The sequence below is a fragment of the Mycolicibacter heraklionensis genome, assembly GCF_001021505.1.
Taxonomy (GTDB): Bacteria; Actinomycetota; Actinomycetes; order Mycobacteriales; family Mycobacteriaceae; genus Mycobacterium; species Mycobacterium heraklionense.
In genome coordinates this window covers 1-518 of record NZ_LDPO01000067.1, presented here as the reverse complement: position 1 = coordinate 518, position 518 = coordinate 1, and the positions used below count along the sequence as shown (strand labels likewise).

Annotated in this window: 2 protein-coding genes; both read left to right on the top strand. The window is 63.9% G+C overall.

Annotated elements, in window-relative coordinates; genetic code table 11:
• The first annotated feature begins 2 nt into the window (after positions 1-2).
• A complete protein-coding gene (locus tag ABW16_RS23675) occupies positions 3-287 on the top strand; it encodes a hypothetical protein (protein WP_047321650.1) in 285 nt (94 codons plus the stop codon).
• Between the two features lie 29 nt (positions 288-316).
• Positions 317-518, top strand: a 202-nt coding sequence (locus tag ABW16_RS23670; protein WP_047321649.1) for a WXG100 family type VII secretion target, incomplete at its 3' end; no start/stop codon positions are given.

Sequence of the window (518 nt, the reverse complement as noted above, 5' to 3'; positions counted from 1 at the left end):
TGTTGGATGCGCATATTCCGCAGTTGGTGGCGTCGGAGTCGGCGTTTGGTGCCAAGGCGGCGTTGATGCGGTCGACGATGGCGCAGGCGGAGCAGGCGGCGTTGTCGGCGCAGGCGTTTCATGTGGGTGAGGCGGCTGCGGCGTTTCAGGGGTCGCATGCGCGGTTTGTGGCGATGGCGGCGCGGGTGAATGCGTTGCTGGATATGGCGCAGGTGAATCTGGCGGATGCCGGTTCGACGTATGTGGCGGCTGATGCGGCTGCGGCTTCTGGTTACACCGGGGTCTAGCTGGCGGGCCAGGGAAAAGGAGCAGACTGATGTCGCAGATTATGTACAACTACCCGGCGATGTTGGCCCATGCGGCTGAGATGAATGGGTATGCGGGCACGTTGCAGGCGGTGGGTGCTGATATTGCCAGTGAGCAGGCGGCGTTGTCGGCGGCGTGGCAGGGCGATACGGGGATGACGTATCAGGCGTGGCAGGCGCAGTGGAATCAGGCGATGGAGGAGTTGGTCCGCG